This is a genomic window from Agrococcus jejuensis, from assembly GCF_900099705.1.
GTDB lineage: Bacteria > Actinomycetota > Actinomycetes > Actinomycetales > Microbacteriaceae > Agrococcus > Agrococcus jejuensis.
Genome location: NZ_LT629695.1, coordinates 369423 through 391219 on the forward strand (window position 1 = coordinate 369423; position 21797 = coordinate 391219).

At 75.3% G+C, this 21797-nt stretch carries 18 protein-coding genes and 1 riboswitch; of the genes, 11 read left to right on the plus strand and 7 right to left on the minus strand.

The window, feature by feature from the left end; all coding sequences use genetic code 11:
• Window position 1 precedes the first annotated feature (1 nt).
• The 4 genes from BLQ67_RS01735 to BLQ67_RS01750 all read left to right on the plus strand — a co-directional run bounded on the left by BLQ67_RS01735 (window position 2) and on the right by BLQ67_RS01750 (window position 4570).
• Window positions 2–2512, plus strand: coding sequence for an ATP-binding protein (locus BLQ67_RS01735; RefSeq protein WP_092501896.1), 2511 nt, complete (start codon window positions 2–4; stop codon window positions 2510–2512).
• On the plus strand, window positions 2509–3234 hold the full coding sequence (locus tag BLQ67_RS01740) for a response regulator (RefSeq protein ID WP_092501898.1): 726 nt from the start codon (window positions 2509–2511) through the stop codon (window positions 3232–3234). The genes BLQ67_RS01735 and BLQ67_RS01740 overlap by 4 nt, the downstream gene beginning before the upstream one ends.
• Complete coding sequence (locus BLQ67_RS01745; protein ID WP_092501900.1) at window positions 3231–4112, plus strand: SDR family NAD(P)-dependent oxidoreductase; 882 nt, start codon at window positions 3231–3233, stop codon at window positions 4110–4112. The genes BLQ67_RS01740 and BLQ67_RS01745 overlap by 4 nt, the downstream gene beginning before the upstream one ends.
• A gap of 254 nt (window positions 4113–4366) precedes the next feature.
• Window positions 4367–4570, plus strand: a complete 204-nt coding sequence (locus tag BLQ67_RS01750; protein WP_092501902.1) for a cold-shock protein — start codon at window positions 4367–4369, stop codon at window positions 4568–4570.
• A 33-nt stretch (window positions 4571–4603) separates the two neighbouring features.
• On the opposite strand, the gene BLQ67_RS01755 is transcribed toward BLQ67_RS01750, so the two are convergent.
• Together BLQ67_RS01755 and BLQ67_RS01760 are read right to left on the minus strand one after the other, a co-directional pair.
• A complete protein-coding gene (locus BLQ67_RS01755; protein ID WP_092501904.1) occupies window positions 4604–4948 on the minus strand; it encodes a DUF222 domain-containing protein in 345 nt (114 codons plus the stop codon).
• A gap of 103 nt (window positions 4949–5051) precedes the next feature.
• The gene (locus BLQ67_RS01760) at window positions 5052–6620 is read right to left on the minus strand and encodes an FAD-dependent oxidoreductase (protein ID WP_092501905.1); all 1569 of its coding nucleotides are present in this window, start codon (window positions 6618–6620) and stop codon (window positions 5052–5054) included.
• Window positions 6621–6697: 77 nt separating this feature from the next.
• On the opposite strand from BLQ67_RS01760, the gene BLQ67_RS01765 reads away from it, so the two are divergent.
• The 4 genes from BLQ67_RS01765 to BLQ67_RS01780 all read left to right on the plus strand — a co-directional run bounded on the left by BLQ67_RS01765 (window position 6698) and on the right by BLQ67_RS01780 (window position 13179).
• Window positions 6698–7261, plus strand: a complete 564-nt coding sequence (locus tag BLQ67_RS01765) for a helix-turn-helix domain-containing protein (protein ID WP_092501907.1) — start codon at window positions 6698–6700, stop codon at window positions 7259–7261.
• A gap of 84 nt (window positions 7262–7345) precedes the next feature.
• Complete coding sequence (locus tag BLQ67_RS01770; RefSeq protein ID WP_157674624.1) at window positions 7346–9379, plus strand: bifunctional metallophosphatase/5'-nucleotidase; 2034 nt, start codon at window positions 7346–7348, stop codon at window positions 9377–9379.
• A 48-nt stretch (window positions 9380–9427) separates the two neighbouring features.
• On the plus strand, window positions 9428–10789 hold the full coding sequence (locus BLQ67_RS01775) for an SWIM zinc finger family protein (RefSeq protein WP_172802235.1): 1362 nt from the start codon (window positions 9428–9430) through the stop codon (window positions 10787–10789).
• Window positions 10786–13179, plus strand: coding sequence for a DUF6493 family protein (locus BLQ67_RS01780; RefSeq protein WP_092501909.1), 2394 nt, complete (start codon window positions 10786–10788; stop codon window positions 13177–13179). Before BLQ67_RS01775 ends, BLQ67_RS01780 begins: the two co-directional genes overlap by 4 nt.
• A gap of 4 nt (window positions 13180–13183) precedes the next feature.
• Here the strand turns inward: BLQ67_RS01780 and thiD are convergent, their stop codons facing one another.
• From thiD to thiM, 3 genes are all read right to left on the minus strand, one after another.
• A complete protein-coding gene (thiD, locus tag BLQ67_RS01785; protein ID WP_092506722.1) occupies window positions 13184–14638 on the minus strand; it encodes a bifunctional hydroxymethylpyrimidine kinase/phosphomethylpyrimidine kinase in 1455 nt (484 codons plus the stop codon).
• A complete protein-coding gene (thiE, locus tag BLQ67_RS01790; RefSeq protein WP_092501911.1) occupies window positions 14635–15291 on the minus strand; it encodes a thiamine phosphate synthase in 657 nt (218 codons plus the stop codon). The genes thiD and thiE overlap by 4 nt, the downstream gene beginning before the upstream one ends.
• Complete coding sequence (thiM, locus tag BLQ67_RS01795; protein WP_231945127.1) at window positions 15288–16124, minus strand: hydroxyethylthiazole kinase; 837 nt, start codon at window positions 16122–16124, stop codon at window positions 15288–15290. Before thiM ends, thiE begins: the two co-directional genes overlap by 4 nt.
• A riboswitch (TPP riboswitch) is annotated at window positions 16116–16210 on the minus strand. (Overlaps the previous gene by 9 nt.)
• A gap of 107 nt (window positions 16211–16317) precedes the next feature.
• On the opposite strand from thiM, the gene BLQ67_RS01800 reads away from it, so the two are divergent.
• Entirely contained in the window at window positions 16318–18042 is a 1725-nt protein-coding gene (locus BLQ67_RS01800) for an ABC transporter transmembrane domain-containing protein (RefSeq protein ID WP_092501912.1), read from the plus strand.
• A complete protein-coding gene (locus tag BLQ67_RS01805; protein WP_172802236.1) occupies window positions 18039–19784 on the plus strand; it encodes an ABC transporter ATP-binding protein in 1746 nt (581 codons plus the stop codon). The genes BLQ67_RS01800 and BLQ67_RS01805 overlap by 4 nt, the downstream gene beginning before the upstream one ends.
• 64 nt (window positions 19785–19848) lie before the next feature.
• Here BLQ67_RS01805 and BLQ67_RS01810 read toward each other — a convergent pair whose 3' ends face one another.
• Window positions 19849–20475, minus strand: a complete 627-nt coding sequence (locus BLQ67_RS01810) for a TetR/AcrR family transcriptional regulator (RefSeq protein ID WP_157674625.1) — start codon at window positions 20473–20475, stop codon at window positions 19849–19851.
• A 183-nt stretch (window positions 20476–20658) separates the two neighbouring features.
• Window positions 20659–21117 carry a GNAT family N-acetyltransferase gene (locus tag BLQ67_RS01815; protein ID WP_092501918.1) on the minus strand — a complete coding sequence of 153 codons (459 nt, stop codon included), beginning with the start codon at window positions 21115–21117 and terminating at the stop codon, window positions 20659–20661.
• A 75-nt stretch (window positions 21118–21192) separates the two neighbouring features.
• On the opposite strand from BLQ67_RS01815, the gene BLQ67_RS01820 reads away from it, so the two are divergent.
• Window positions 21193–21720, plus strand: a complete 528-nt coding sequence (locus BLQ67_RS01820) for a hypothetical protein (protein WP_092501920.1) — start codon at window positions 21193–21195, stop codon at window positions 21718–21720.
• Window positions 21721–21797 lie beyond the last annotated feature (77 nt).

Below are 21797 nucleotides of genomic sequence, written 5' to 3' on the forward strand. Positions count from 1 at the left end.
CATGGCACGGGGGCGGCTGCGCGTGCTGCTGGGTGCCGCCCCCGGCGTGGGCAAGACCTACGCGATGCTCGAGGAGGGCGCGCGCCTGCGCCGCGAGGGCCACGATGTCGTCGTCGCCCTCGTGGAGACCCACGGCCGCGCGGCGACGGCGGCGATGGTCGAGGGACTCGAGGTCGTCGAGCGCCGCGACGTCGCCCACCGCGGCATGACGCTCGACGAGATGGACCTCGACGCCGTGCTGACGCGCGCACCCGACGTCGCGCTCGTCGACGAGCTCGCGCACACGAACGCGCCCGGATCGCGGCACGAGAAGCGCTGGCAGGACGTCGGCGCGCTGCTCGACGCGGGCATCGACGTGATCTCGACCGTCAACATCCAGCACATCGAGTCCTTGCACGACGTCGTGCAGCGCATCACGGGCATCGTGCAGCGCGAGACGATCCCCGATCGCGTGCTGCGCGCCGCCGACACCGTCGAGGTCGTCGACCTGTCGCCGCAGGCGCTGCGCGACCGGCTCGCGGGCGGCCGCGTGTACCCGGCCGAGCGCATCGACGCTGCGCTCTCGAACTACTTCCGGCTCGGCAACCTCACGGCGCTGCGCGAGCTCGCCCTCCTGTGGCTCGCCGACGAGGTCGATCAGGCACTGCAGCGGTACCGGGCCGAGCAGGGCATCGACACGCCGTGGGAGGCGCGCGAACGCGTCGTCGTGACGCTCACGGGCGGCCGCGAGGGCGAGACGCTGCTGCGCCGCGGGGCGCGCATCGCGGCGCGCTCGTCGGGCGGCGAGCTGCTCGCGGTGCACGTGACGCAGCAGGACGGCCTGCGCGCGGGCGATCCGGATGCGCTCGCCAGGCAGCGAGCGCTCGTCGAGCAGCTGGGCGGCAGCTACCACCAGATCGTCGGCGACGACGTGCCCGAGGCCCTCGTGGGATTCGCGAAGGCCGTGAACGCGACGCAGCTCGTGATCGGCGCATCCCGTCGCGGGCGGCTGCAGACCGCGTTGACGGGTGCCGGCATCGGCCAGACGGTCATCGCGAAGGCCGGCACGATCGACGTGCACGTCGTCACGCACTCGGCGGCGGGCGGCAGGCTGCGTGCCCGGCTGCCGCGCCTCGGCGGGGCGCTGTCGCTGCGGCGCCGACTCGCGGGCTTCGCGCTCGCCCTCACGGCCGGGCCGCTGCTCACGTGGGCGCTGTGGAGCGTGCGGAGCCCCGAGTCGATCACGACCGACGTGCTCGCGTTCCAGCTGCTCGTCGTGGTCGTCGCCCTCGTCGGCGGCCTGTGGCCCGCGGTGTTCGCCGCCGTCATGAGCGGGCTCGTGCTCGACGTGCTGTTCGTGCAGCCGCTGTTCTCGATCGCCGTCGACGACCTCACGCACGCCGCCGCACTCGCGCTGTACGTCGTCATCGCCGTGCTCGTGAGCATCGTCGTCGACCGCGCCGCCCGGCAGACGCGCGCCGCGCGCCGCGCCGCCGCCGAGGCCGAGCTGCTCGCGACCGTCGCGGGAAGCGTGCTGCGCGGCACCGGAGCGGTGCAGGCCCTGGTCGACCGCGCCCGCGAGGCGTTCGCGCTCGACGGCGTCGTGCTCGTCGACGACGGCGCGCCCATCGCGAGTGCCGGCGCCGCGACGGGCGACGCGACCCGCATCGCCGTGGGGGCCGACGCATCCCTCGACCTCCACGGCCGCGATCTCGATGCGAGCGAGCGCCGCCTGCTCGCCGCGATCGTCGCGCAGCTCGAGGCGGCGCTCGAGCGCGACGACCTCGCCGAGACGGCGAGCGAGATCGCGCCGCTCGCCGCGACCGACAAGGTGCGCTCGGCCCTGCTCGCCGCGCTGAGCCACGACCTGCGTCGCCCGCTCGCGGCCGCCGGTGCGGCGGTCGGCGGGCTGCGCGCCGCCGGCGCTCGCCTGTCGGAGGAGGATCGCGCCGAGCTGCTCGCGACGGCCGAGGAGTCGCTCGCGGCCCTCACGACCCTCGTGACCGACCTGCTCGACGTGTCGCGGCTGCAGGCGGGCGTGCTCGCGGTGTCGGCGACGCGCGTCGACCCCGCCGACGTCGTGCTGCCCGCGCTCGAGGAGCTCTCGCTCGGCCCCGACGACGTCGAGCTCGACCTCGGCGACGCGACCGACGTCGTCGCCGACGCCGTGCTGCTGCAGCGCGTCGTCGTGAACCTCGTCGCCAACGCGCAGCGCCACGCCCCCGAGGGCTCCTGCGTGCGCGTCGCGACGAGCACGTTCGCGGGCGTCGTCGAGCTGCGCATCGTCGACCACGGCCCCGGCATCCCGCCCGAGCGCCGCGACGACGTGTTCGTGCCGTTCCAACGCCTCGGCGACACCGACAACACGACGGGCCTCGGGCTCGGCCTCGCGCTGTCCCGCGGCTTCGTCGAGGGGATGGGCGGCACGCTCGAGGCCGAGGACACGCCCGGCGGCGGCCTCACGATGGTCGTGACGCTGCAGGCCGCGGATGCGCTGGATGCCGTGCCCGAGCCGATCGAGGAGGCGTCGTGAAGGTGCTCATCGCCGACGACGACCCGCAGCTGCTGCGGGCGCTGCGCATCACGCTCGGCGCCAAGGGCTACGACGTCATCACGGCGGGCGACGGCGCCGATGCCGTGCGCGTCGCGATCGACGAGCACCCCGACCTCGTGATGCTCGACCTCGGCATGCCGCGGCTCGACGGCGTCGAGGTGATCGAGGCGATCCGCGGCTGGTCGGCGACGCCGATCCTCGTCGTCTCGGGCCGCACGGGTGCCGCCGACAAGGTCGAGGCGCTCGACGCGGGCGCCGACGACTACGTGACGAAGCCGTTCCAGATCGACGAGCTGCTCGCCCGCATCCGCGCCCTCACGCGCCGCATCCCGGCGCAGGAGGCCGACCCCGTCGTGCAGTTCGCCGACGTGCGCGTCGACCTCGCGGCGCGCACGGTCGTGAAGGCGGGCGCGCCCGTGCGCCTCACGCCGACCGAGTGGCAGATGCTCGGCATGCTGCTGCGCAGCCCCTCGCGGCTCGTCACGCGGCAGGCGCTGCTGCAGGAGGTGTGGGGCACGCATCACGTGCGCGACACCGGCTACCTGCGCCTGTACGTGTCGCAGCTGCGCAAGAAGCTCGAGCCCGAGCCCGCGCATCCCCGCCATCTGCTCACGGAGGCGGGCATGGGCTACCGATTCGAGCCCGGCGCGCCGACGACGGTGGACGCGGCGGGCGAGGATGCGGGAGCCTCGGGAGGGTGAGCCGCACGATCCTCGTCACGGGTGCCTCCGACGGCATCGGCGCCGTCGCGGCGCGCCGCCTCGCAGAGCGCGGCCACCGCGTGCTGGTGACGGGCCGCGACCGGGCCCGCACCGAGGCCGTGGCAGCCGCGGTCGGCGGCACGGGCTTCGTCGCCGATCTCTCCCGGCTCGACGACGTGCGCGCCCTGGCGGCCGACGTGCTCGCCGCGACGGACGGCCGCCTCGACGTGCTCGTGAGCAACGCGGGCGGCATCCTCGGCCTGCGGCGCCTCACGGTCGACGGCAACGAGGCGACGATGCAGGTCAACCACCTCGCACCCTTCCTGCTCACGCACCTGCTCGCCGACGCGCTGCGCGCCGGTGCGGGCATCGTCGTGCAGACCGCGAGCGAGGCGCATCGGTGGGGTCGCATCCCGATCCGCGCGACGGGCGCCGACCTCACGCTGCGCCGCGGCTACTCCCCCGGGCGCGCATACGGCACCGCGAAGCTCGCGAACGTGCTCTTCGTGCGCGGCGTCGCCGCGCACCTCGACGACCTGCACGCCGTCGCGCTGCATCCGGGCGTCGTCGCCACGTCGTTCGGCACCGGCTCCACGAGTCCCCTGCGCCTCGTGTACCGAGGACTCGCCCGACGGCTGCTCACGTCCGACGAGCACGCGGGCGAGACGCTGGCGATGCTGGCCGCCGGCACGCCCGGCGCCGAGTGGGCGCCCATGACGACGTGGACGAGCGGCGGCTACTACGACCAGCGGCGCGTCGGCCGCGCCTCGCGGGCCACCCACGATCCTGCGCTCGTCGACGCCGTCTGGCGGGCGAGCGCGGCCGCCACGGGACTTCCGATCCACGACTTGGAGGCGAACCGAGCCAAGAACCCCTAGCATGGAGTCACGGACCCGCACTCCTGGGGTCCGCTTCGAGGGTCATCCGTCGGGTTCGCGCCGGCGGCATCGATGGCTGTTCGCTGCAAACTCGCGACACGCTTCCCCTCCTCCCATCTGCGCGAGGCGCCTTCCGGCACCCTCGCCCCCAAGCTGCGGCCCGTGCACCTGCACCGGGTCGCGATCCGCATCGATTCACCTCGCTGCGCACACCCGGGTCGACGAACGTCGGCCCCGAACGAAGGAAACGACGCATGGCCAAGGGCACCGTCAAGTGGTTCAGCTCCGAGAAGGGCTTCGGCTTCATCGCTCCCGAGGACGGCTCCGCCGACCTCTTCGCGCACTTCTCGGCCATCGAGGGTTCGGGTCGCCGTGACCTGTTCGACGGCCAGGCTGTGGAGTTCGACGTCGAGCAGGGCCAGCGCGGCCCGCAGGCGACGAACATCCGCGCCCTCTGAGCTGACGCTCTAGAACCCGAAGGGCCCGCATCCTCACGGATGCGGGCCCTTCGTCGTTCGTGCGCGCTTCACGTGCGCAGGGGCGAGCGCGTTGCAATGGCGGTCGCGGGCGACGATCGCGCGACGCTGCGCCTTCGTGAAGAGCCGCTGCCGTCGGCCCATGCGCAGCGGATGCCCCTGCTCGTCCTGCACGATCGTCTGCACGAACGCATCGCAGAGGTACCGGGCAGCGATCGACACGGGGACCGTGTCGCCCGTGCGGGACAGCGTCGGGAGGTCGTCGAGGCTGCGAGCCGGTCGCCCGGCGAGCACGTCGGCGGCGACCGTGACGCTTGACCTCGGTGTCGAAGCACGCCGCGATCGAGGCTCGCCGGGGATGGGCGGGCACGAGGTGACGCCCTGAGCGCCTTCATCCGCACATCGCGCGGCAACAGGCGCTCAGCGTCACTTCGTGCCCGCCCATCCCCGCCCCGCGCGACCCCTACCCCTCCCGCCGCAGCAGCACCACCGCGTCGTCGAGCGTCGCCGGCGCGCCGTCGGGCGACGTGACCGCGCGCGTGCGCACCTCCGCGAGCTCGACGCTCCACGCATCCCCCAGCGCGAGCTCCGCGACGATGTCGTCGGGCTGCGGCAGGTCGTGGTGGCCGTGGTGCATGGATGCGGGCGCCCACGACGGCGCCGCGGCGTGCGCGACGACGAGCACGTGCCCACCCGGCGCGACGCGTGCCGCGTGCCGCCGCACGATCGTGCCGCGGTCGAGGTGCACGGGCGACTGCAGGAAGCTGGCCGTGACGAGGTCGACGTCGCCATCGGCCTCCCACTCGGCGAGGTCGGCGGCGACCGCCGTCACGCGGTCGCCGACCCCGGCGCGCTCGGCCGCCTGCTGCGCTCGGCGCGCGGCGGTCGGTGCGATGTCGACGCCCGTCGCGTGCCACCCCTGCTGCGCGAGCCACACGAGGTCGCCGCCCTCGCCCGAGCCGAGGTCGAGCGCACGGCCGGGCGTCAGCGTGGCGACGACGTCGACCATCGACGCGTTCGCGTGCCCCGACCAGTGGCGGCGCTGCGCGTAGCGCTGCTCCCAGTACGCGACGGGCGCCTGCTCGGGCCATGCCTCGGCATCCTGCGCCTGCAGCGCCACGGCCTCCTCCGCGTCGGCGGCGACGAGCGCGGCGTTCGCCCCGCCACCTGCCATCGAGCCCGCGCCCATCGCGAGCGGCACGGTGCCGAACGGCACGACGACGTTGCCGGCGGCGAAGACGCGCGGGTGGCTCGTCGCGCCGCGCGGGTCGACGACGATGAGGTCGCCCATCGGGCCGTCCTGCCGCGCGAGGCCCAGCGGCGCGACGACGGCGTCGTGCGGCACGAGCGTGCCCGCCGTGAAGATGGCGTCGACGCGATGCTCGGCGCCGTCGACCGTGCGCACGTGGTCGATCGCGGTGCCCTCGCCGACGACCTCGGCGACCTCGGCATCCACGATGCGGATGCCGCGGGCACCGATGCGCTCGAGCGCGTCGGCGGGCAGCTCGCCCATCGCGTGCACGAACGCGACGACGTCGTCGGTCCACTGCCGCAGCAGCTCGATCTGGTGCAGGCTCGCGGGTCCCGTCGCGACGACGCCGAGCGTGCGGTCGCGCACCTCCCACCCGTCGCAGTACGGGCAGTGCAGCACCGTGACGCCCCAGCGCTCGGCGAGGCCGGGGATGGGCGGCAGCTCGTCGGTGACGCCGGTCGCGAGCACGGCGGCACGCGCACGGATCGTCGACCCGTCGGCGAGCGTCGCGACGAGGTCGCCGCCGTGCTCGTCGACGCTGGCGACGTCGGCGGCGCGCACCTCGACGCCGTACGCCTCGACCTCGGCGCGGCCGCGGCGCACGAGCTCGGCGGGGTCGAGGCCGTCGTGACCGAGCACGCCGTGCATGTGGGCGGCGAAGCGGTTGCGGGGGCTGCCGGCGTCGAGCACGACCGTGCGCCGACGGGCGCGGCCGAGCATGAGGGCTGCGGAGAGGCCGGCGGTCCCTCCGCCGATGACGAGAGCGTCGTAGCGTTCCATGCCTCCCACTCTCGATCGTGGCATGAGATGATGGCAAGCGCGCTTGCAGAATCGGCAAGCGCAGGATCGGAGGACTCGTGGATGCGCTCGACCAGGTCGGCCCGCGGCTGCGCGCCGCACGCCAGGCCCGCGGCTGGACGCTCGACGACCTCGCGGGCCGCGCCCGCATGTCGGCGTCGACGCTCTCGCGCCTCGAGTCCGGCAAGCGCCAGGCGTCGCTCGAGCTGCTGCTGCCCCTCACGACCGAGCTCGGCATCCGCATCGACGACCTCGTGACGCGCGAGCAGCCCGATCCGCGCGTCAAGCGCCCGATCGTCCGCCGCGACGGCATGGTGCTCGCGCCCCTGTCGCGCGAGCGGTCGAAGGTGCAGGCGCTCAAGGTCACGTACACGCCCGAGCACGAGTGCGGCGAGCCCCGCGTGCACGAGGGCTACGAGTGGCTGTACGTGCTGTCGGGGCGGCTGCGGCTCGTGCTCGGCGACCGCGAGCTCACGCTCACGCGCGGCGAGGCGGCCGAGTTCGACACGTCGGTGCCGCACTCGATGACCGCCGTCGGCGGCAGGCCGTGCGAGGTGCTGAGCATCTTCGACGAGACGGGCGCGCGTATGCAGACGCACACGGCGGAGGCGTCGGCCGACTGACGCTCGTGCGTGGGCGAGTTCATCGGCTCGTCATGTCGGATGCGTAGGTTCGGGGTACCCCCTTCCACCTCGAGAGGATCCTCCATGCCCGCTCGCAGACGCGTCGCCGCCACCGCGGCGCTCGCCACCGCAGCCCTCCTCGCCGCTCCCGCGGCGGCCGTCGCAGCCCCGCCGCCCGGCGGCGTCACGCTCACGCTCATGGCGACGACCGACATCCACGGCCACCTGCAGGACTGGGACTACTTCCAGAACGCGGCCTACCCCACCGAGGACGCGCTCGGCGTGGCCCGCATCGGCACGGCGATCGACGAGGTGCGCGCCGAGCAGGGCGAGGAGTCCGTCGTCGTGCTCGACAACGGCGACGCCATCCAGGGCACGCCGCTCACCTACCTCTACGGCTACGGCGACGAGCGCGACGCCGTGCTCGCCGACGAGGTCGACCACCCGATGGCGCAGGCCTTCGACGCCATCGGGCTCGACGCCGGCACCGTGGGCAACCACGAGTTCAACTACGGTCTCGACCTGCTCGAGGCGTACGAGGACGACCTCACCGCTCCCCTCCTCGGCGCGAACGTCGTCGACGTCGCGTCGGGCCAGCCTGCGCTCGATCCGTACACGGTCATCGAGCGCGTGATCGACGGGCAGACGGTGCGCGTGGGCGTGCTGGGCCTCGTGACCCCCGGCGTGCGCGTGTGGGACCGCCAGCACGTCGAGGGCGTGCTCGAGTTCCAGGACATGGTGACGGCCGCCCAGGAGTGGGTGCCGCAGGTCGCCGCCGAGTCCGACGTCGTCGTCGTGCTCGCGCACACGGGCCAGGGCACCGTCGAGGATGCCGCGTACGACCCGAGCACGCTGCCCGAGGACGTCGCGGGCAACATCGCCCGCATGGTGCCGGGCATCGACGTGCTCGTCGCCGGCCACAGCCACCAGGACCTGCCCGAGACCGTCGTGACGAACGCGGCAGGCGAGCAGGTGCTCATCACGCAGCCCGCGTACTGGGGCACGTCGGCGAGCGAGGTCACGCTCGAGCTCGCGCCGACGGCCGAGGGCTTCGAGGTCTCGTGGGACGAGGGCTTCGCGCCCGTCGTGACGCCGCACTACGGCCGCGACATCCCCGTGGAGTCGCAGACGGTGCTCGACGCGATCGGCGACGAGCACCAGGCGGCCGTCGACTACGTGAACACACCCGTCGCCGAGTCGGTCGAGGAGCTGCCGGCGGCGACGTCGCGCTACGAGGACACCGCGATCATCGACTTCATCAACCAGATCCAGCTCGACACGGTGGATGCGGCGCTCGACGGCACCGAGTGGGCCGACACGACGGTCATCTCGCAGGCGTCGCCGTTCTCGCGCACCGCCCGGTTCCCGCAGGGCCAGGTGACGATCCGCGACATCGCCGGGCTCTACATCTACGAGAACACGCTCACGGGCGTCGAGCTCACGGGCGCGCAGCTGCGCGACTACCTCGAGTACTCGGCGCGCTACTTCGTGCAGACCGAGGTGGGCGCGACGTTCGACCCGGCGACGGGCACGAATGCCGCCTACCCCGACCGCCCGGAGGGCGTGCCGGACTACAACTACGACGTCATCTCGGGCCTCGACTACGTCATCGACGTGTCGCAGCCCGTCGGCTCGCGCATCGTCGGCCTCGCGCACCCCGACGGCACGCCGATCGCGGACGACGAGACGTTCGTCATGGCGGTGAACAACTACCGCCAGTCGGGCGGCGGCGCGTTCCCGCACGTCGCGGCGGCACCCGTCGTCTACGACGACCGCCTCGAGATCCGCCAGCTGCTCATCGACCGGGCCAGCGCCGCCGGCACGATCGACCCGGCCGACTTCTTCGTCGAGAACTGGTCGCTGACGACGGATGCGCAGGTCGAGCCGACGGACCCGCCGGTCGACCCCGAGCCGACGACGCCGGCGCCGAGCGACCCGGCACCCACGTCGCCCGCGCCCACGGACGGCGTCGGCGACGACGTCGCGCCCGGCGCAGGCAGCCAGGGCTCGCTGCCGCAGACGGGCGCCGAGGGGCCGACGGCGGCGCTGATCGCGGTCGCGCTCGCGCTGCTCGTCGGCGGCGCGCTGCTCGCGCGCCGTCGCGTGCTGCGCGGCTGACGCACGGTCGCGGCGCACTAGCCTGGCGCTCATGCCAGCTGGTGCGCCGTGACCGTCGAGCAGGCGTACGCGTACGCGGCGCCCTCGGTGCTCGACCGCGTCGACGACGGTGCTCGCCTCGCGCTCGCGACGAGCGGCGGGGCGACGATCGACGGTGCGTCGGCGCATCCCCAGTGCCTGCGCGCCGTCGCAGGGCATCCCGACGTCGTCGCCGCCGGCCTGCTCGTCGTGGCGCGCGTCGCTCGCACGCGGTACCACGTGCCGCCCGGCACGCTCGCGCGCATCCTGCGCGAGGCCGATCCGGTCGTGACGGTGGCGGCCGACGTCGTGCGCTTCGAGTCGTTCAGCGCCTGCGGCAGCGTCGCCGCACGCCTCGACGTCGACGTGGACGCGCTCGACGTCGAGCACCTCGTGCCCGGTGCGACGAACGTCGACGTCAACCCACCCCTGCGCACCGCGCTCGCGGGCGTGCGGGCCGACGAGCCGCTGCGGATCGAGGTCGGCGACGACGGCGTGCGCGTGCGGACGCGCGACGACGACGTCGTCGAGGAGCGCGTGCCGCTGCCCGATCGCTGGCTGCGCGGCTTCGGCGAGGCGCAGGCCGCGAGCAGCGCCATGCGCCCGACCCTGCGGCTCGACGCCCCCGCAGCGCGCCGGTTCGTGCGCGGGCTGCCGAAGGGCGAGCGCGCCGTGACCTGGGCGACCGCGACCCCGCGCGGCGTGCGCCTCGCGACGGTGCCGACCGCCGGCGCGACGTGCCTCGCCGGGCCCGAGCGCCTGCGCACGCTCGAGCCGCTGCTGGGCGCCGCCCTCGCGCTCGAGGCGCACGGCGCCCCCGTCGACGCGACCTCTGGCCCGCAGGCGAGCGCGTGGGTGCTGTCGCTGCCGGGCGCGCGCCTCACGCTGACGCTCAGCGCCGAGCAGCACCGCGGCTTCTCGGGCGAGGGCAGCCTGCTGCACGCCGTCGCCGGCGCGACGGCCGACGACGACGCCGACCTCGTCGCCGCCCTGCTCGCGTACGACGCGACGATCGACGTCGCCCGCCTCGCCGCCGATGCCGCTCTCCCCCGTGACCGCGTCGACGCGGCGCTGGCGGTGCTCGCGTCGTCGGGCGTCGTCGGGTTCGACGTCCACCGCAGCGCCTACTTCCACCGCCCGCTGCCGCTCGTGCCCGACGTGCTCGCCGCCATGCATCCGCGACTCGTCGCCGCCCGGGCGCTCGTCGCCGACGGCGGCGTGGCGGTCGGCGACGACGGCGTCGTGCGCGTGACGTCGGGCGGGCAGCCGTACCAGGTGCGACTCGGCACCCCCGACCGGTGCACGTGCCCGTGGTTCGCACGGCATCGTAATGCGCGCGGGCCGTGCAAGCACGTGCTCGCCGTACGGATGGTCGTCGAGGCGCGACCGTGACGACCTACGAAGCGATGTGGCAGCTGCAGCGCGACCTGCCCGACCTGCTCGACGCGGGCGTGCCGCTGCGCGACGTCCACGACCTGCTGCCGCCGACCGACCCCCGCTTCGCGTGGGGCACGACGCCAGGCTCCCTGGCGCGCCGACGCGTGATCGACGGCACGGGCGCCGCCGAGTTCGTGCGCCTGCACCTGCACGAGCGCTTCGGCGGGCTGCCCGTCGAGCGCGACGACGACTACGTGCTGCTGCTCATGGGCACGATGGGCCATGGCGCGATGCTCGACGTCGTCGATCGACTCGCCGCCGACGACCCGACCCTCGAGGCCACGATCTGGCGGCTCCTCGAGGTCGAGGGCGGCGGACGCGTCTCGCTCGCCAACCTCGACTCCGGCTCAGGATGGACGGCGTGGTTCGCGCGACGCGCCGAGGCGGACCCCGCCGTGCGCGAGCGACTGCTCGATGCCGTGCTCGACGGCCTGCTGCGCGACTTCTCGGCCTACCGCGCCGGCTGGTTCTCGCGCGCATTCGACGCGTACAGGCCCACGCTCGACGAGCTCGCGGCCCGCGAGGACCGGCTGCTCCGCGTGCTCGGCACCGGCATCCGCGCGAGCGTCGCCCTCGCGGTGCGGCACCTCGCCCGACTGCAGGACGTCGACCGGTGCACGCTCGCGGCGCTGCCTGCTGCTACGCCGAGCCTCGACGGCCAGCCGAAGGCGACGGCGCTCGCCGTGCTCGCGCTGCTCGTGCCCGCCGTGGCCGTCCCCGATGCGCGCCCCGCGGCGCTCGCGGCGATCGCGACCGGGCTCGAGCATCCGCACCGTGACGTGCAGCGGCGCGTCGCGGCGGTGCTCGCCGACCTGGGGGCATCGGCCGCGGTCGACGACGCCGCCGACCTGCTCGCACCGTCGGTCGCGGTCGGGCTGGGGGTCGCGCTCGTGCCCTCGCGCCCGCCGCACGTGCCGACGCCCGTGCCGACCGCGCGCGCCGTCGAGCCGTGGACCGACGAGGAGGCGCTCGAACGTGCGTCGGCGCTGCTCGAGCACCCGGAGGACGCGCTCGAGCACGAGCTCGCGCTCGCCTGGGTCGCGTCGACCCCACGGGCCTCGAGCGTGCTCGCCCCGCTCGCTCGCCGTGCGAGGGCAAGGACGCACGGCGCGGCCGAGGACGTCGCGAGAGTCGTGCTCGCCACCGTGGATCCCGCGCGCATCCCGGCGCTCGACCGCTGCGGGTGCTCCCCCGACGACCCGCATCTGCACGACGGCTTCTGCCCGCGCTGCGGGTGGGCGACGCGCGAGCGCAGCCTGCAGCGGCTGCCGTGGCCGCTGCCGTCGCTGCGCACCGAGGAGGTCGTGGCCCGGCTGCGCGATGGCGCCCCGAGCGTGCCGCTGCTCGCGACGCCGACCTCGACCGACGGAGCCATCGCCCCCGCGACGCTCCTCGATCGGCTCGAGCACCTCGCCGACCTCGGCGCGGCGCCGGCGCCGCTCGACCTCGCGCAGGCGCTGCTGCGCACGCCCGTCGACCCGGCGCACGATGTGCCGGAGCTGCCCGCCGCGCATCCGCTGCACGCGGCGAGCGAGCGCATCCGGGCGCACCTCTCCGACGCCGTGCGGGTCGATGGCGCCGACGACGCGATGCTCGTCTGGCTCGGGCGGGTCGGCGAGTGGCAGGAGGAGCGCGGCGGTCGCGTCGTCACGCGCTCGCATACGTGGTGGCAGCCGCTGCCGACCGGACCGGTCGCGGCCTTCGACGGCACCGACCCCGCCGCGATGCTGAGCGGTCGGGCGAGCGAGCATCGGCTGCACGATCGCGAGCTCGATCCGTCGCCCGCCGCGCTCGCGCTCGCACGCCCGTCGTCGACCGGGCCGCTCGTCGCGCACGGCGTCATGCCCATGCTCGCCGCCCAGCACATGACGGCACCGCAGGGCGAGGATGCCGTGCTCGCGGCCCTCGCGACGCACCGCGGCGCGTGGACGCCCGCGACGATGCAGCTCGTCGGCCTCGGACTCTCGGCATCGCGCGGGCCCGCGCGTGCCGCCGCGGCAGAGCTGCTCGTGGCGGCCGTGCCGACGCGCATCGCCCTCGACGACGCGGTCGCCGGCCTCGTCGCGTGCGCCCGCGTGTGCTCGCTCACGCGCTGGACGACGGCGTTCGCCGACGTCGCGACGCTCTCGCCCGCGCTCGCCGTCGACGTGCTCGTGCGTCTGCTGCCCGCGCTGCCTGCAGACGCCCGCGGCGTCGGCGGGCTCGTGACGCTGCTGCACGACGAGCTCGTGCGCGGCGGCGGCGTCGACGACGCGGCGCTGCGCGCGTGGCTCGCGTCGCTGCGCGGGTCGTCGGCGGCGACGCGAGCCGCGCGCACGATGCTGCGCGACGGGCTCGTGGGCTGAGGCGTCAGCCCAGCATCGCCGCCTCCAGCCGCACGCGCACCGGCGCCTCGAAGAACGCGAGCTCGAGCGCCATCGAGCGGTCGAACGCCGCGTCCATGCGCCCGCGCAGCGTGGGTCCGGCGGCGCACGCCGCGGCATCCGCGATCGCGATCGCCTGCCTCGTCGCCTCGGCGAAGCCCGCGTCGCCGTACGCGACGAGCCAGTCGTGGAACGGATGCGCAGCGTCGTCGAGCGCCGCGAGCCGCGCGCCGACGTCGGCGTAGAGCCAGAAGCACGGCAGCACCGCGGCGACGACCTCGGCGTAGGCGCCGTGCGCCGCCGCCTGCAGGTGATCGACGTACGCGCGCGTGTCGGGAGCGCGGTCGGGCACCTCGGTGACGTGGCTGCGGTGCAACGACGCCTCCTCCTCGATCGCGCTGGCCGCCGAGCGCGCCCAGAACGCCTGCTCGTCGCCCGTCGGCGCGAGCGCGCTCGCACGGGCGAGCACGCGCGCGTACTCGCCGAGGTAGATGGCGTCCTGCGCGAGGTACCAGCGGAACCGCTCGGGCTCGAGCGAGCCGTCGCCGAGGCTGCGCACGAAGGCGCACGCGTCGACGTCGGCGCGCACGCCGGCGGTCCGGGCCCACGCATCCGACGCCCACGACGTCGTCGGCATGGCGCCGCGCAGCGCGTGGAGGTGGTCGACGGGGCCCGCGCCCGCGCCGACGTCGAGCGACTCCCCCGCCGCGATGGCCGCGGCGAGCCACGGCTTGGCGACGTCGAGCGCCGCCCGCCACGTCGCGCCGCCCGCGGCGAGCGTCGCCATGGTCGACGACAGCGTGCAGCCCGTGCCGTGCGTCGACGTCGCCGCGAGGCGCGAGCCCGCGACCACGTGCACGCCGTCGGCGTCGACGATCGCGTCGAGGCACGTGGCGCCGTCGAGGTGGCCGCCCTTCAACAGCACCGCAGCACCCGTGCGCTGGTGCAGCGTGCGCGCCTGCGCGAGCGCCGCATCCCACGTCGCCGCCACGGGCTCGCCGACGAGCACCGCGAGCTCGGGCACGTTCGGCGTCACGAGGTCGGCGGCGGTGCAGAGGCGGCGGATGGCGTCCTCGGCGTCGCTCGCCAGCAGCCGATCGCCGCTCGTCGCGACCATGACCGGGTCGAGCACGACGAGCGGCGGGCGCACGTCGGCGAGCCAGCGCTCGACGACCGCGACGACGGGCGCCGACGCCAGCATGCCGAGCTTGACGGCGTCGATCGCGACGTCGTCGCTCAGCGTGCGCAGCTGCGCGTCGAGGAAGGGCAGCGGCGGCACGTGCACGTCGACGACGCCGCGCGTCGATTGCGCCGTGAGCGCTGTGACGACGGCCATGCCGAAGCCGCCGTGCGCCGCGATGGCCTTGAGGTCTGCCTGGATGCCGGCGCCGCCAGACGGGTCGCTGCCGGCGATCGACAGCACGCGAGGGATGCGGCTCATGCGCGCACCCCCGCCGCGGTCTGCCACGCCGCGACGAGCGCCGCGGCGGCCGCGCGCGGATCGGCGGCGGCGCTCACGGCCGAGACGACCGCGACGCCCGCGAGGCCCGCGACGGCGAGGCCGGGCACGTCGCGCACGTCGACGCCACCGATCGCGATGCACCGCAGGTCGGTGGCGGCGGCGACGGCGCGGATGCCGGCGACGCCGAGGGCGGGCGGATGGTCGGGCTTCGTCGCGGTGGCGCGCAGCACGCCGACGCCGAGGTAGTCGAGCGTGCCGACGGGCATGGCCGCGGCGGCGGCGAGATGCTCGGGCGTCGACGCCGTCCAGCCGACGATCGCCGTCGCGCCGAGGTGGCGCCGCGCGGTCTCTGGCGGCACGTCGGACTGCCCCAGGTGCACGCCGTCGACGCGCGCACCTGCGCCGCGGGCGGCGAGCACGACGTCGAGCCGGTCGTCGACGAGCAGCGACGCACGGCCGGCGACGACCGACGAGAGCGCGACCGCCTGCGCGACGAGCTCGCGCGCCGTCGCGTGCTTCGCACGCAGCTGCACCACGCGCACGCCCGCGCCGACGGCGGCGTCGACGACCGAGAGCAGCCGATCGACCGGCAGCCGCTCGTCGGTGACGAGGTGGATGCCCGCGACGCTCATCGTGCGACCTCCACCATGCGACGCTCGAGGCGCGCCTCGTCGAGGTCCGCGGGCTCGAGCGCCGCGAGGGCGTCGAGGAAGCGCACGGCGAACGAGCCGGGACCGTCGGCACCCGCCGCGGCGACCTCCGCCGCCCGCGCGTGCACGAGCGACGCCGCGACGGCCGCCGACAGCGGTGCGCAGACGCCGAGGAACGCCGCCATCGTCGCGCCGAGCGAGCAGCCGCCGCCCGTCACGCGCGTGAGCAGCGGCGAGCCGCCGGGCACGCGCACGACCTCGCGGCCGTCGGTCACGAGGTCGACGACGCCAGACACGGCCACGACCGCTCCCGTCTCGGCCGCGAGACGCATCGCGGTCTCGGCAGCCGCTTCCGGCCCGTCCGTCGCATCCACGCCGCGACCGCCTCCGCCCGCGCCGGCGAGGGCGAGGATCTCGGAGGCGTTGCCGCGCACGATCGCCGGACCGTGCGCGAGCAGCTCGTGCGCCAACGCGGTGCGCACCGGCAGGGTGCCGACCGCGACGGGGTCGAGCACCCAGCGATCGGTCGCGGCGACGACCTCGCGCGCCGCGGCGCGCTGCTCGGCCGTGGGCGTGCCGAGGTTCACGAGCACGCCGTCGGCGACGCCCGCGAACGCGCCGGCCTCGTCGGGGATGTCGACCATCGCGGCACTCGCGCCGAGCGCGAGCAGCACGTTGGCCGTGAAGCCCGTGACGACGTGGTTCGTGATGCACTGCGTGAGCGGCGCCGCGGCGCGGAGCGCCGCCAGGGCCTCCGCCGGCGTCAGGTGGGCCGCGTGCAGCGGCATCGGGTGGGCAGGGTGGACGTGTGCCATGGATGACATCCCTCCGCGAGTACGAGCTCGATCAGGTTCGCCGGGTGTGATCTCAGCCCCAGGCAGGGGCACCCCGTGTCGTGGAGGCGACGCTAGCACGGTGCGCGCAGCGTGCAGGTAAGGGTACCCTTGCTGCAAGGCCTCGCTGCGCGCTGCGCGCAGGCCCACCCCCAAGCCCCCCCCGGAAGGTCCCATGTCCGCGCGCGCCCACGCATCCCCGCAGGCCGGTCCCTCGAGCTCGGCGACCTCGGCCGGACCCCGGCGACTCGTCGCCGGCACCGCCGTCGGCGCGTGGCGCCGCGTGCTGCCCGGCCTCGCCGGCATCACGGTGCACCAGGTGTGCGAGATCGCCGTGCCCGTCGTCGTCGGCCTCGTGATCGACCGCGGCATCGTCGCGCACGACCCCGTCGCGCTGTGGACGTGGATCGGCGTGCTCGTGGGCGTGTTCCTCACGCTCGCGCTCGCCTTCCAGGTCGGCATCTTCTTCGGCCTGCGCGGCATGGAGGAGGCGCACCACGGGCTGCGCATGCGCACGACGTGGCGCATGCTCGACCCGCGCGGCTTCGGCGACCGGCCGCGCTCGGCGGGCGAGCTGCTCGGCATCGGCGGCACCGACGTGCAGACGGTGTCGGGCGGCGTCATGCTGCTCGTCTTCCCCATCGCCGAGCTCGCCGCCGTGATCGTCGCCGGCATCGTGCTCGTCGGCATCTCGTGGCCGCTCGGCGTCGCCGTCATCGCCGGCGGACCGATCTTCCTGCTGCTGCTCGATCGCATCGGCAAGGCCCTGCGCCAGCGGGCGGAGGCCGAGCAGCAGGTGACGGCGGATGCCGCGACGCTCGCCGCCGACGTCATCGGCGGCTTCCGCACGCTCTCGGCGCTCGGCGCGACGGCGCAGGCGAGCACGCGCTACCGCGCCGCGAGCAGCCGCGCGCTCGACGCGGCGATCGCCGCACGACGCACGGAGGCGTGGTTCGTCGCGCTCTCGAGGATCGCGACGGGCTCGTTCGTCGCCGGCATCGGCATCGCCGCCGTCGCCATGGCCATCGGCGGCTCGATCACCGTCGGGCAGCTCATCACGGTCGTCGGCGTCGTGCAGGTGGTCATGGGCCCGCTGCAGGCGCTCGCCGTCAACGTCGGCGCCACCTGGGCGCGCGCGACGGCCTCCGCGACCCGCGTCCTGTCGCTGCTGCACGCCCCGCCGGCGCACGACGCGGATGGCGATGCCCGCGCGCCGCTCGGCGCGGGCATCCGCATGCGCGACGTCGTGGGCGAGCACGTGCGCGGCGTCTCGCTCGACGTCGCGCCCGGCGAGGTCGTGGGCGTCGTGGCCGACGCGCCGACCGCTGCCGAGCTCGTGGCGCTGCTCGGCGGCACGCGCGTGCCCGAGGCGGGCACGGTCGAGGTCGACGGGCACGACCTCGCAGCGCTGCCCGCGAGCCGTAGGTACGAGCACGTCGTCGCCGCACCGCACGCCGCGCATGCGATCGCGGGCTCCGTTGCGCGCAACGTGCTCGGGCGCTCGTCGGGCGACCCGCATCCGGCCCTCGCAGCCTCGGCGTTCGACGACGCCCTCGCGACCCTGCCGAGCGGCACGGCGACCGACGTGGGTCCCTCGGGCCGCTCCCTCTCCGGCGGGCAGCGGCAGCGCCTCGCCCTCGCCCGCGCCTACGCGGCCCCGGCGGCGGCGCTCGTGCTGCACGACCCGACGACCGCGGTCGACGCCGTCACCGAGCTGCGCATCGCCGAGCGGCTGCGCGACGCGGTCGCGGACCGCGCCGTCGTCGTCGTGTGCTCGACGCCGCAGCTGCTCGCGCGCGCCGACCGCGTCGTGGTGCTCGAGGGCGGCCGCGTCGCCGCCACCGACCGGCACGAGGCGCTCATGGCGTCGAGCGCGACCTACGTGGAGGCGGTCTCGTGAGCGCATCGACCCTGCCGATCGCCTCCGGCCGCGACACCGCGCGGCTCGCGTGGGGCATCCTGCGCCGTCGGCCGTGGACGCTCGCGGGCGCGCTCGTGCTGCTCGCCGGCACCGCGACGGCCGGCCTCGCCGTGCCGACGGGGCTCGGCATGCTCGTCGACGTCGTCGTCGACGGCGGCGACCCCGTGCTCGCGATCGCGCTCATCGCGGTCGGCGTCGTCGGCGGCTCGCTGCTGGGCGCCGCCGGCGCCATCGTGCTCGCGCTCGTGCTCGAGACGGCACTGGCCAGGCTGCGCGAGGACGTCGTCGACGCCGCCCTGTCGCTCTCCCCCGCTGTCGTCGACACGATCCCCGACGGCGAGCTCGTCGCGCGCACCACGCACGACGTCGAGGCCGTCGGCGAGGTGACGACCGAGGCGATCCCCGCGTTCGCGGGCTCGCTGCTCGCGGTCGTCGCGACCGGCATCGGGCTCGCGGCGCTGCATCCGCTGCTGCTCGTGGCGATGCTCGCCGTCGTGCCCGTGCACGCCGTCGCGCTGCGGCACTACATCCGCCGTGCGCCCCGCATGTACGCCGCCGAGCGCGCCGCCGTGTCGGCCAGGTCGCGCGAGATGCTCGCGGCGATGCGCTCGCTGCCGACGCTGCAGGCCTACGGCTGGACCGAGACGGCCGGCGAGCGCATCGGCCACCGCTCGTGGACGGTGCTGCGCTGGGCGCTGCGCACGCGCCTCGTGCAGGCGCGGCTCGGCTTCGGCATGAACATGGCCGAGGCCGCGGGGCTCGCGTCGATCCTCGCGGTCGGCGGCTGGCTCGCCGGCTCGGGCACCGTGACCGTGGGCGAGGTCACGACGGCATCGCTGCTCTTCCTCGCGCTGTTCGGGCCCCTCGCGGTGCTCGTCATGCTCGTCGACGACCTGCAGGCGGCGTCGGCGGCGCTCGCGCGCATCGTGGGCGTCGTGCGCTCGGCGCGCACCGATCGCGGTCGCACGGCCGACGCGAGCATCGACGCCCCCGCCGCCATCGCGGTGACGGGCCTGCGCGCCGGCTACCCCGACCGTGAGGATGCGCTGCACGCCGTCGACCTGCACGTGCCGCACGGGCAGTGGGTCGCGATCGTCGGGTCGTCGGGTGCTGGCAAGACGACGCTCGCCCGTGCGATCGTCGGCCTGCTCGAGGCGCGCGCCGGCTCGGTGTCGGTCGCGGGCCACGACCCCGTGACGCTCGACGAGGCGTCGCGCGCCGAGCGCGTCGTCATGGTCGGGCAGGACGTGCACGTGTTCTCGGGCTCCGTGCGCGACAACCTGCTCGTCGCGGCCCCGAGCGCCGACGACGCCGCGCTCGTCGCGGCGATGGATGCCGTGGCCGGCGCCGCATGGCGCACGCGGATCGGCGATCTCGACGCGCTCGTGGGCGACGGCAACGCGCACGTGGAACCGGTCGACGCGCAGCGCATCGCCCTCGCGCGCGTGCTGCTGTCGTCGGCGTCGATCGTCGTGCTCGACGAGGCGACCGCCGACGCCGACACGCACGACGCCCGTGCGCTCGAGCTCGCCGCTCGGCGCGCGTTCGCGGGGCGCACGGTGCTCACCGTCGCGCACCGCCTGTCGCAGGCGCGCGACGCCGACCGCATCCTCGTGCTCGACGCTGGTCGCGTCGTCGAGGACGGCGCGCACGACGACCTCGCGCACGCGGGCGGCCCCTACGCCACCCTGTGGGCGGCGTGGTCGTCGCAGCGCGGCTGAGGGCGTCCGCACACGACACGGGCCCGAGGGATGCGATCCCTCGGGCCCGTCTTCGCGCGTGGCGTCAGCCGACGACGCGGCGGATGCAGCCGCGCGCGACCAGACGCGCATGCTGCAGGAACGTGGGCTCGCCAGTGGGGTGGTCGCGGAACGCGAGCTCGACGAGCGCGTCGACCATGGGCGCAGCGGTGTCGATCGCGACGACCGCGAGCGCCGCCGGCACGCCGTGGTCGCGCACGAGCGCGTCGACGACGGGCGACGCGACCTCGGTCCACGCCACGTGCTCGCGGTCGGCACCGAGGTCGATCCGGTCGCCGAGGCCGATCGACCGCACGGAGGGCTCGGCGCGGTAGTGCTGCGCGACGGTGTCGACGAAGGCGTCGATCGCCTGCTCGAACGTCGGCTGCCCCATGCTCGTGGCGGCGAGCAGTCGGTCGTGCAGCCGCTCGCGGCTGCGGCGACCGAGCTCGACGAGGATCGCGACGCGATCGGGGAAGTACCGGTAGATGCTGCCGATCGCGAGGCCCGTCGCGTTCGCGATCGCGGCGGTCGTGAGGCGCTCGGCGCCGCGCTCGTCGACGATGCGGGCGGCGGCGTCGACGATCTGCGCCATGCGACGCGCGGCGACCGCGGTCTGCGGTGCGCGCGGGGCGCTGGCGACGTCGGGCGTCATGGTGATGGTTCGTGGCACGGTGAGACCTCCGTACCCGAGACGAGCGACGGATGCCATGCGTGACGCCTCATCTGGCGTTCGTCCCCCGAGCATGTTCGTACGAGGCAGAGTTGCACGATCCGCGTCATCCGTCGGCACGCGCCGATCGTCGCACCGCTCACTCGCGTGCGCACCGAGCGGGGGACGCTGGCCGTCCCCTCGTCAGAGCGATCGGCGCACGACGAACGCGCGCTGCCCCGTCGTCGCGTCGGCGAGCGGCAGGCCCTCGCGGTCGTAGAAGCGCTGCGCGTCGACGTCGGGCTCGTCGACCTCGACCTCGAGCCCCGTCGCGCCGCGCCGCGCCGCCTCCTCGGCGACGAGCGCGAGCACGCGTGCGCCGATCCCGGCACCGCGGGCATCCGGCTCGACGTACAGCTCGTCGAGCAGCGCGACGGTGCCCGCCCACACGTTGGGCCGCAGCGTCACGAGCGCGACGGCGTTCGGCGGCGAGCCTGCGACGACCGCGAACGTGTCGTCGCGCTCGACGAGCGTCGCGAGCCGCTCGGCGAGCACCTCGGCGCGCGGCGTGGGCGTGTCGAACTCGGCGTTGAACGCGTGCAGCAGCCGGGCGACGTCGCGCGCGTCGGCGACGGTCGCGAGACGGAGATCCGCATCGACCATGGGGCGACGATACGCCCGCCCGAGCAGACCGCGGCAGGGGTCGCGCATCCAGCCGCGGGGGCTACCGTGCTCGGCATGCGCCGCGCATCCGCCCTGCTCGCCGCAGTCGTCGCGCTCGCGCTCGCCGGCTGCGTCGTCGCGCCTCCGCCCATCCCCGACCGCGGGGCGGCGATCGGGCTCAGCGGCCACCTCGTGCTCATCGACCTGCCGCCGACCGCCGAGGTCGGCGACCCGATGACGCAGGTCGTGTGCGCCACGTCGTCGGCGTCGGTGAGCATCGGCGACCAGGATCGCGGCCACATCGTGGCGATGACGACGACGGCCGACGCGTCGTGCCCCGACGAGGAGGCGCTCAACGGACGCGTGCCGACGTGGGGGCCGGGCGACGCGCTGCCCGCCGACGCGGTGCCCGTCGACGTCGCGGGCGCCGTCGAGGCGCATCGGTTCGCGTTCGAGTACACGGAGTGCACGAACTCGTGCAGCACCATGACGCGCGAGGTGCTGCTCGCGGTGCTCGACGACGACGTGGCGGTCATGCTGCTGACCCGACGGGTCGACGCGGCGACGTTCGACCGGTGGGTCGAGTCCGTCGCGATCGTCTGACCGCACGTGGCTCGACGCCGCGAACGACGACGCGGCGACATCCCCATCGGGATGCCGCCGCGTGCGTGCGATGCGAG

Bases quoted from the DNA above. Each gene is read 5' to 3' on its own strand.
- BLQ67_RS01760 (WP_092501905.1), bottom strand. From the start codon at position 6,620: ATGGAACGCTACGACGCTCTCGTCATCGGCGGAGGGACCGCCGGCCTC.
- BLQ67_RS01800 (WP_092501912.1), top strand. From the start codon at position 16,318: ATGTCCGCGCGCGCCCACGCATCCCCGCAGGCCGGTCCCTCGAGCTCG.
- BLQ67_RS01735 (WP_092501896.1), top strand. From the start codon at position 2: ATGGCACGGGGGCGGCTGCGCGTGCTGCTGGGTGCCGCCCCCGGCGTG.
- thiM (WP_231945127.1), bottom strand. From the start codon at position 16,124: ATGGCACACGTCCACCCTGCCCACCCGATGCCGCTGCACGCGGCCCAC.
- thiD (WP_092506722.1), bottom strand. From the start codon at position 14,638: ATGAGCCGCATCCCTCGCGTGCTGTCGATCGCCGGCAGCGACCCGTCT.
- thiE (WP_092501911.1), bottom strand. From the start codon at position 15,291: ATGAGCGTCGCGGGCATCCACCTCGTCACCGACGAGCGGCTGCCGGTC.
- BLQ67_RS01815 (WP_092501918.1), bottom strand. From the start codon at position 21,117: ATGGTCGATGCGGATCTCCGTCTCGCGACCGTCGCCGACGCGCGCGAC.
- BLQ67_RS01770 (WP_157674624.1), top strand. From the start codon at position 7,346: ATGCCCGCTCGCAGACGCGTCGCCGCCACCGCGGCGCTCGCCACCGCA.
- BLQ67_RS01750 (WP_092501902.1), top strand. From the start codon at position 4,367: ATGGCCAAGGGCACCGTCAAGTGGTTCAGCTCCGAGAAGGGCTTCGGC.
- BLQ67_RS01820 (WP_092501920.1), top strand. From the start codon at position 21,193: ATGCGCCGCGCATCCGCCCTGCTCGCCGCAGTCGTCGCGCTCGCGCTC.